At 67.0% G+C, this 7,879-nt stretch carries 6 protein-coding genes; 5 read left to right on the top strand and 1 reads right to left on the bottom strand.

Features of this window, described 5'->3' with window-relative positions; translation table 11 throughout:
• The 4 genes from ACIQ6O_RS10040 to ACIQ6O_RS10025 all read left to right on the top strand — a co-directional run.
• Nucleotides 1-801: TrmH family RNA methyltransferase (locus ACIQ6O_RS10040; RefSeq protein ID WP_396207648.1), on the top strand; the 801-nt coding region annotated here is incomplete at its 5' end.
• A gap of 4 nt (nucleotides 802-805) precedes the next feature.
• Nucleotides 806-1,735, top strand: a complete 930-nt coding sequence (locus tag ACIQ6O_RS10035) for a prepilin peptidase (RefSeq protein ID WP_396207647.1) — start codon at nucleotides 806-808, stop codon at nucleotides 1,733-1,735.
• Nucleotides 1,736-1,746: 11 nt separating this feature from the next.
• Nucleotides 1,747-3,081, top strand: a complete 1,335-nt coding sequence (locus ACIQ6O_RS10030) for a hypothetical protein (RefSeq protein WP_396207646.1) — start codon at nucleotides 1,747-1,749, stop codon at nucleotides 3,079-3,081.
• Nucleotides 3,082-3,122: 41 nt separating this feature from the next.
• Entirely contained in the window at nucleotides 3,123-4,466 is a 1,344-nt protein-coding gene (locus ACIQ6O_RS10025; RefSeq protein WP_396207645.1) for a DUF445 domain-containing protein, read from the top strand.
• 13 nt (nucleotides 4,467-4,479) lie between these two features.
• Here ACIQ6O_RS10025 and lon read toward each other — a convergent pair whose 3' ends face one another.
• Nucleotides 4,480-6,966, bottom strand: coding sequence for an endopeptidase La (lon, locus tag ACIQ6O_RS10020; protein ID WP_396207644.1), 2,487 nt, complete (start codon nucleotides 6,964-6,966; stop codon nucleotides 4,480-4,482).
• A gap of 185 nt (nucleotides 6,967-7,151) precedes the next feature.
• Here lon and ACIQ6O_RS10015 point away from each other — a divergent pair.
• Nucleotides 7,152-7,879 (top strand): signal recognition particle receptor subunit alpha (locus ACIQ6O_RS10015; RefSeq protein ID WP_396207643.1); only part of this gene is annotated, 728 nt, incomplete at its 3' end.

The following is a 7,879-nucleotide window of genomic DNA, read 5'->3' as shown; positions in this document are numbered from 1 at the left end:
CTCACACTCGCCCGTGACCTGCAGCGGCGCAAAGCCCGCGAGCGCCAGCACCGCTTCGTGGCCGAAGGGGTGCGCACGGTCGAGTCACTGCTCGCCTCTTCGCTGGAGGTCACGGGGCTTCTCGCCACCGACGTACTCCGTACTGACGCGCGCGGGGAACGCTTGCTCGCCACGGCGGAGCAGCGGGGGGTGCCGGTGAACATGGTGACCGAACAGGAACTCGACAGCGCCGCCGATACCGATACGCCGCAGGGGGTGCTCGCGGTGGCGGTCATCCCGAGTGCGTCGCTGATGCCACCGGCCGGCTCGGCACGGTACCTCGTGCTCGACGCCCTCCAGGATCCGGGGAACGTGGGGACCGTGGTGCGTACGGCCGCCGCGCTTGGTGTGTCGGCGACCATCGCCCTGCCGGGGACGGTGGACTTCTGGAACGCCAAGGTTGTCCGCAGCAGCATGGGCGCGCTCTTCCAGCATCCCGTTCACTCGCTCGCGTGGGAGGAGTTGGCCGGTTTCTTCGAGGCCAACCATGTGGCCCTGTGGGCCACCGACATGGACGGGGAGTCGCTCCCCGCGGTTGATCCGCTGAGCCTGCCGGACCGCCTGGCCGTGGTGGTGAGCAACGAGGGCGCGGGGCTGTCGGCGCATGTGGCTGGAGCGGTCCAGCGCACCGTGAGCATTCCCATGGCCGAGGGGGTGGAGTCGCTCAATGTGGCCGTGGCGGCGGGAATCGTGCTCTATGCCCTCCGCGTAGCGCCTGCCATTGCGCCCCCCGTGGCGTCTGCCGTGGCTCAGTCGTCCTGACGACATGCAAGACATGTCAGGGAACCTGCCGATCGGTACCAAGGGCCTCGAGAGCATCCAGTACACTGGCCCGCTCACCAGCGGGCTGATCGGGCATCTCACGATGACCGAACTGCTCATGGTGCTGATCCCCGTGTTCATCGTGGGGGCGTCATTCGGCTCGTTTCTCAACGTGTGCATCGCCCGCTGGCCGCTCGACTTGAGTGTGGTGTCGCCACGCTCCCGCTGCCCGCGCTGCGAACGCCCCATCAAATCGTACGAGAACATTCCGGTCCTCAGCTGGCTCATCCTGCGCGGCAAGTGCGCCGGCTGCGCGCTGCCCATTTCACTGCAATATCCGCTGGTGGAAGTGCTCGTTGGGCTCGGGTGGGTCGTCGCCTTCTCCTTCCTCGGCTTCACCTTCGAGGCCGTGCGCGTGGCCGCGTTCGCCACGCTCCTCTTCGGCATCGCCGTCACCGACGCGAAGCATTACCTCATTCCCGACGGATTCACCGTATCGGGGCTGATCATGGTCATGCTGTTCGCCATCGTGAATGTGTTTCTCGACGAGCCCTCGCACTTCGTCACCCCGTGGCCGGCCATTCTCGGTGCGTGCGTAGGGGCGGGGGCCATCACGATCATCGGCTGGATCGCCGAAGTGATCATGAAGCGCGAGGCGATGGGGTTCGGCGACACGACGCTCATGGCGGTGGTCGGCGCGGCCGTGGGTGCCGAGCGGTCGCTGCTCACCATAGTGATGGGGGCGTTCGTGGGGTCGGTGACCTTCCTCCTCATCGTGGGGCCGATCGTGAAGATCCGCGCCAGCAAGCGGGGCGAGGAGTTCGCCTTCCCCGATGTCCCCTTTGGTGTGTTCCTTGCGCCCGCCGCGCTGCTCACCTTGCTTTGGGGTGATGCGCTGATTCGCTGGTATATCGAGCGCGCGTTTTCCGCCTGATCCTGCCCAACATGCTCACTTCTCGTACGCCGCGGCTCCGCACCGCGGCGCTCGCCGTATGCGCCAGTGCCGGCCTCGTCGCCGCCTGTGGTGACAAACCCAAGGCTGGCGAGGGCCCCTTCGCTGATCTTGTGGCCGAGGTGGTGCCGAAGATCGAGCGGGAGATGGGGCTGCCCTTCAAGACGCCCCCCAAGCTCGAAACGCGATCGCGCGACGAGGTCGCCGTATTCGTGCGCAAGCAGCTCGAGAGTGAGCGTGGAAAGCAGCAGGTGGCGGGGCAGGAGGCCGTCTACAAGCTGCTCGGGCTCATCCCTGACACCATGAATCTCGGTGGGCTGTTGCAGCGTCTGCTCGAGGAGCAGATCGTGGGCTACTACGATCCCGCCACCAAGGTCCTGTATGTGGTGGACGGTGCCCCGGAGGCGCTGCTCAACCAGACGGTGTCGCATGAGCTTGTGCATGCGCTGCAGGACCAGTACATCCGCGTCGACTCCATCCAGGCGCAAACGGACGACGGAGACCGGCAAGTTGCGGCGCAGTCCGTGCTCGAGGGACAGGCGGTGTTCATGCAGCTCCGCATCGACGCCAATGCCGGTCCGATGCTCAAGATGCCGGGCGGATGGGATCGCATCCGCGACATGATTCGCGACGGCTCGGTGGGTATGCCCGTGTTCGCGTCGGCTCCGCGCGCGGTGCGCGAAGGGCTGCTGTTCCCGTACCTCGGCGGCGCCGACTTCGTGCGGCGCTTCATCAATGCGCGCCCCGAGAAGGAACTGCTCACCGATCTGCCGGTGAGCACCAAGCAGATCCTCAACGACTCGGCGTATTTCAGCGGCAGTGCCGCTACGCGCGACTTGCCAACGAAGGTGACCCTGCCCGCGCCGAAAACGGGCACGGTGTTCTACAGCAACACCTTCGGCGAATTCGAAACACGTCTAGCCCTGGTGCAGTACCTGCGTAACGATGAGTTGGCGCGCCGGGCGGCGATCGGCGTCGACGGCGATCGCTATGCCGTGATCAAGCTCCCGCAGGGCAACGCACTCGTGTGGGCCTCGGTGTGGGACTCGCCGGTGGACGCGGCCGATTTCCTCGACGCCATGGGTGATGCCGCTCGCCGCCGCTACGAGCTCGGTAAGCAGGACGTCCCGGCCGGCAGCACCACCCGCCGGTACGATGCGCCGGCCACGCCCAAGCGTACGGCCCGGACGGTCACCATCAGTTTGGAACAGGTGGGCGGGAAACCCGTAGTGATCTACATGGATCTCCCTGCAGGGGCGTCCGCTCCCATCGATCCCGCGCGCATCACGATCGACAGCCCGGCCGCCGGCAACGCCAGCGGCCGCTGACACTCGATGCCGGGCGGTCGTGACCTGGCCGAGAGGTGTTCATGACGGTACCCACTACTCCCGACTCGTCCGCCGCCGCGGCGTCGCCACCGGGCCCCCCGCCCGATGTGACACTGCCGGCGGCGTTGCGCATCACCCCCGACGACGAAGTCCGTCGTGTGCGGCTGGTGCAGATGAAGCGCGTGGCCACCCTCATGCTCGTCGTGGTGGCGGCCGTGTTCGTCGTGGCGCGCTTCTTCGAAGCCCGCTATCCGTGGCTCGGCTACCTGCGAGCATTCGCCGAGGCGGCCATGGTGGGTGGCATCGCCGACTGGTTCGCGGTCACGGCGCTCTTCCGGCACCCGCTCGGCATCCCCATTCCGCACACGGCCATCGTGCCGTCGCGCAAGGATCGCATCGGTGCCGCTCTCGGCAACTTCGTCCAGCGCAATTTTCTCACGCGCGACGTGGTGGCCGGCAAGCTCGCTGGCATGAAGCTCGGCGAGCGCGCCGCGCAGTGGCTCGCGCGCCCTGAGAACAGCCGCCGGCTGGCGCGTGCTGCTGCGCACGGCTTGAGTGGGGCGGTGGGCGTGATGCGGGATGAGGACGTGCAGGAGCTCGTGGACCGCGGCATCGTCTCGCGGTTGCGTCGCATGCAGGCCGCACCCCTCGCCGCCAAGACGTTCGAGCTGCTCACCGCTGACGGACGCCATCAGGCGCTGCTCGATGATGCTCTGCGTCTCGCCGCGCGCTTCCTCGACGAGAACGAGGCGATGATCCGCGAGCGCATCAAGCAGGAGAGCCCGTGGTGGGTGCCGGGCGCCGTGGAGAATCGTTTGGGCGACAAGATCGTGAACGGCGTGGAGAGCACGCTCGTGGCGGTGGCAGCCGACCCCGATCATCCGCTGCGCCGGCGTTATGACGAGGCGGTGGACCGGTTCGTGACGAATTTGCGCGAGAACCCGGCCACCATGGCGCGCGCCGAGCAGATCAAGCTCGACCTGCTCGATCATCCGGGGGTGGCGGAGTTTTCGCGGGAGGTGTGGAGCGACGTGAAGTCCCGTCTGGCCACGTACGCGGAGAAGCTCGCCGAGGAAACCGAGGCAGAACCCGACCAGCTGGAGCGCTGGCTCGCCGGCCTCGGGCACAAGGTCCTCGAGGATCCGGCGCTGGCCGAGAAGGTGAATGGCTGGGTGGTGGAACTCGTGACCTACTCGGTGGAGCAGGCGCGTGAGGAGGTCGCCACGCTCATCGCCACCACCGTAGCCGCGTGGGATGCCGATGCGACGTCCCGCAAAATCGAACTGCAGATCGGTCGCGATCTGCAGTTCATCCGCATCAACGGCACCCTGGTGGGCGGCCTCGTGGGGCTGTTGCTCTACGGGGTCGGGAAGTTGCTCGCGTAAGAAACGGCGTGCGTTACCGCAGGTCGGCCGCCACTGTGCGCGACTTGCGGCCGCTGGGTGCCGGGGTGTTCTCCGGCTTGTCGGCCGGATGGGTGTTGGCGTGCGGGAGCAGGGCCAGATGCAGCACTTCGTCCATCGTACTGGCGAAGGTGAAGGCCATCTTCTCGCGCACTTCCTGCGGCACGTCACGCACGTCCTTCTCGTTGCCCTTGGGAAGAATCACTTCCCGCAGGCCGGCGCGATATGCGGCGAGCACCTTCTCCTTCACGCCGCCGATCTCGAGCACCTTGCCGCGTAGGGTCACTTCGCCCGTGAGGGCGAGGTCGCGTCGCACCGGACGGCGCGAGAGCGCACTGGCGAGCGCCAGTGTGACCGCGATGCCCGCCGACGGCCCATCCTTGGGAATCGCGCCCGCCGGGAAGTGCAGGTGCATGTCGCTCTCCCGGAACTCGCTGTCGGCGATGTTGAGCGTACCGGCGCGCGACCGCACGAAGGAGTAGGCGGCCTCGGTACTCTCGCGCATCACGTCGCCGAGCTGGCCAGTGACGGTGAGTTTACCCACGCCGGGCATGCGCAGGGCCTCGATGGTCATGAGCTCACCACCGGTGCTCGTCCACGCGAGGCCGGTGACGGCACCGATCTCGGGCTCCTTCTCGGCTTCCTCCTGCGAGAAGCGCGGGGCCCCAAGCAGCTCCTCGGCGCGCGCCACGCTGATCTCCCACACACTTTCGTCGCCGTCGGCCTTCGCGCGCGCGCGTTTGCGCATGAGCTGCGCGATGGAGCGTTCGAACGTGCGGAGTCCCGCCTCACGCGAATAGCGGGAGGTGATGAAGCCCAGCACCTGCTCGGACATGTGCAGGTCCTGCTCGGTGAGCCCGTGGTCCTCGAGGAGCCGGGGGATGAGATAGCGCTGCGCGATCTCGACCTTTTCCTCGATGGTGTAGCCGGCGATGCGGATGACCTCCATGCGGTCGCGCAGCGGGCCCGGGATGTCGAACAGGTTGTTGGCCGTGCAGATGAACAGCGTACTCGACAGATCGAACGGCAGGTTGAGATAGTGATCGACGAACGTGGTGTTCTGTGACGGGTCGAGCACCTCGAGCATCGCCGCGGTCGGGTCACCCGACGACCCACCGCTCGACATCTTGTCGATTTCGTCGATCATGATCACCGGGTCGCGCACTTCGACGCGACGCAGCGCCTGAATGAGCATGCCCGGCATCGCGCCCACGTAGGTGCGGCGGTGCCCACGGATCTCGGCCTCGTCGCGCACGCCACCGACCGAGATGCGGTAGAACGCACGCCCGATGCTCTTCGCGATCGCCTCGCCGAGGGAGGTCTTGCCGGTGCCCGGCGGGCCGACGAAGCAGAGAATGGGACCGGTGGGATCGCCCCCGCGCAACTTGCGCACGGCGAGGTACTCGATGATGCGCTCCTTCGCTTCGTCGAGACCGTAGTGCCGGTCGTCGAGGGCCTCCTCGACCTTGTCGAGCAGGATCTCGTGGTCGTTGGCGCTACGCGTATGCCACGGCAGGGCCAGCACCCAATCGAGGTAGGTGCGCAGCACCTGGTACTCACTCGAGGCGGGCGACAGCATGCGCAGGCGTTCGGTCTCGCGACGGGCCTCGGCGGCCACCTTTTCGGGAAGGTGCGCTTCCTCGATGCGGCGCAGCAGGTCCACCGACTCCTTTTCGTTCGGGTCGGCCTCGCCGAGTTCGGCCTGAATGGCGCGCAGCTGCTGGCGCAGGTAGAACTCGCGCTGGTGCTGCTCGATCTTGATTTCGGTCTGCTTCTTCACGTCCTCCATCACGCGCGCGCGGGCGACTTCGCGCTCGAGTCGGGAGAGGATGAAGCGGATGCGCTGGCCGATGTCGAGGCGCTGGAGCACCTCCTCCTTGTCGGCGATACGCAGGTTCATGTTGGTGGCAGCCAGATCCGCGAAACGCCCCGGGTCGGAGACGTTCATCTTGAGGATCTGCGGGACTTCGTTGGGGATGCGGTCCACCAGTTCGGCCAGCGTCTCGGCGGCCGTCACCGTGCGGGCCACGAGCTCGTCGAGCTCCGCGGCATCCGGCGGGGTTTCCCGCGCCCCCTGAATCTGAGCGATCGCGTACGGCTCCAGCTGATCGATCGCATCGATGGTGATGCGGCGCAGCCCCTGCAGGGTGATCTGCACCGTCTCGCCGGGGAGGTTGATGCGCTCGTGCACCCGGGCGGCCACGCCCACCTTGCCCACGAACCGGTTCGGGTCGATGGCATCGTCCCCGTCCCCCGAGGCCACCACGAGGGCCACCACCAGCCCGGACTCCTCGTGGGCCCGCAGCAGCGCCAGGTTCTCCGGGGCCCCCATCTGCACGGCGATCGTCCCCAACGGGTAGACGATCGTCGAGCGCAGCGCCATCAGGGGCAGCGTCGGGGGTAGCTCCGCGCGAAGGATCTCCTCCTTCCGCTGGCCGCGGGGCATGGTGATGGCAGGATAGCGCGGATTCTGTGATGACACGGGGCTGGCAAAGAGAGTGACAGCGTGATCCGGAATCGGCCAATCTAGGGAGGCGCGAAACGGGGGCAACGCGTGATTCCGACGCAAGTTGCGTCGTGGGTGGCCCTGTCCGTCACCCCCCCGGCAAAAAATGGGGTCTCGGACCCGGCCGCTCCGCCGCCGGCATTTCGATTACCTTACCGGGTATGTTCGACGAGCTCACAGACAAACTCGGGAGCGTCTTCGCCAAGCTGCGCGGGCGAGGCGTCCTCACCGAAGCCGATATCAAGGAGGGGATGCGCGAGGTCCGCCGCGTCCTGCTCGAAGCCGACGTCAATTTTGCGCTGACCCGCGAGTTTCTCGAGAAGGTAGAGAAGCAGGCGGTCGGCGTGCTGCAGCTCAAGACGGTGCAGCCGGCGCAGCAGCTGGTGAAGATCGTCCACGACGAGCTCACCGCCATGCTCGGCGAGCGGCGCGAAGGGCTGCGCATGAGCTCCGTGCCGCCCACCATCATCATGATGGTCGGCCTGCAGGGCTCCGGTAAGACCACCACGGCCGGCAAGCTCGCGCGCAAGCTCAAGCTCGAGGCCAAGAGCACGCGCTTGGTGGCGGCCGACGTGTATCGCCCAGCGGCCATCGATCAGCTCGAGACGCTGGGCAAGGCGCTCGACGTGCCCGTCTACGCCGATCGCACCACGCAGGATGTGGTGAAGATCGCCAAGGCCGGTATCGAGCAGGGTACGCGCAACCGCGAGCGCGTGGTGATCGTGGACACCGCCGGTCGCCTGCAGATCGACGCCGATATGATGGAGGAGCTCAAGAAGCTCAAGGCGGCGATCAAGCCCGACGAAATCCTCTTCGTGGCCGACGGCATGACCGGTCAGGAAGCGGTGAAGATCGCGCAGGGCTTCAACGAGGCGCTCGACATCACGGG

The sequence above is a fragment of the Gemmatimonas sp. genome, from assembly GCF_044345575.1.
GTDB lineage: Bacteria > Gemmatimonadota > Gemmatimonadetes > Gemmatimonadales > Gemmatimonadaceae > Gemmatimonas.
The sequence above is the reverse complement of the archived record's forward strand: the minus strand, read 5'-3'. Positions and strand labels throughout refer to the sequence as shown.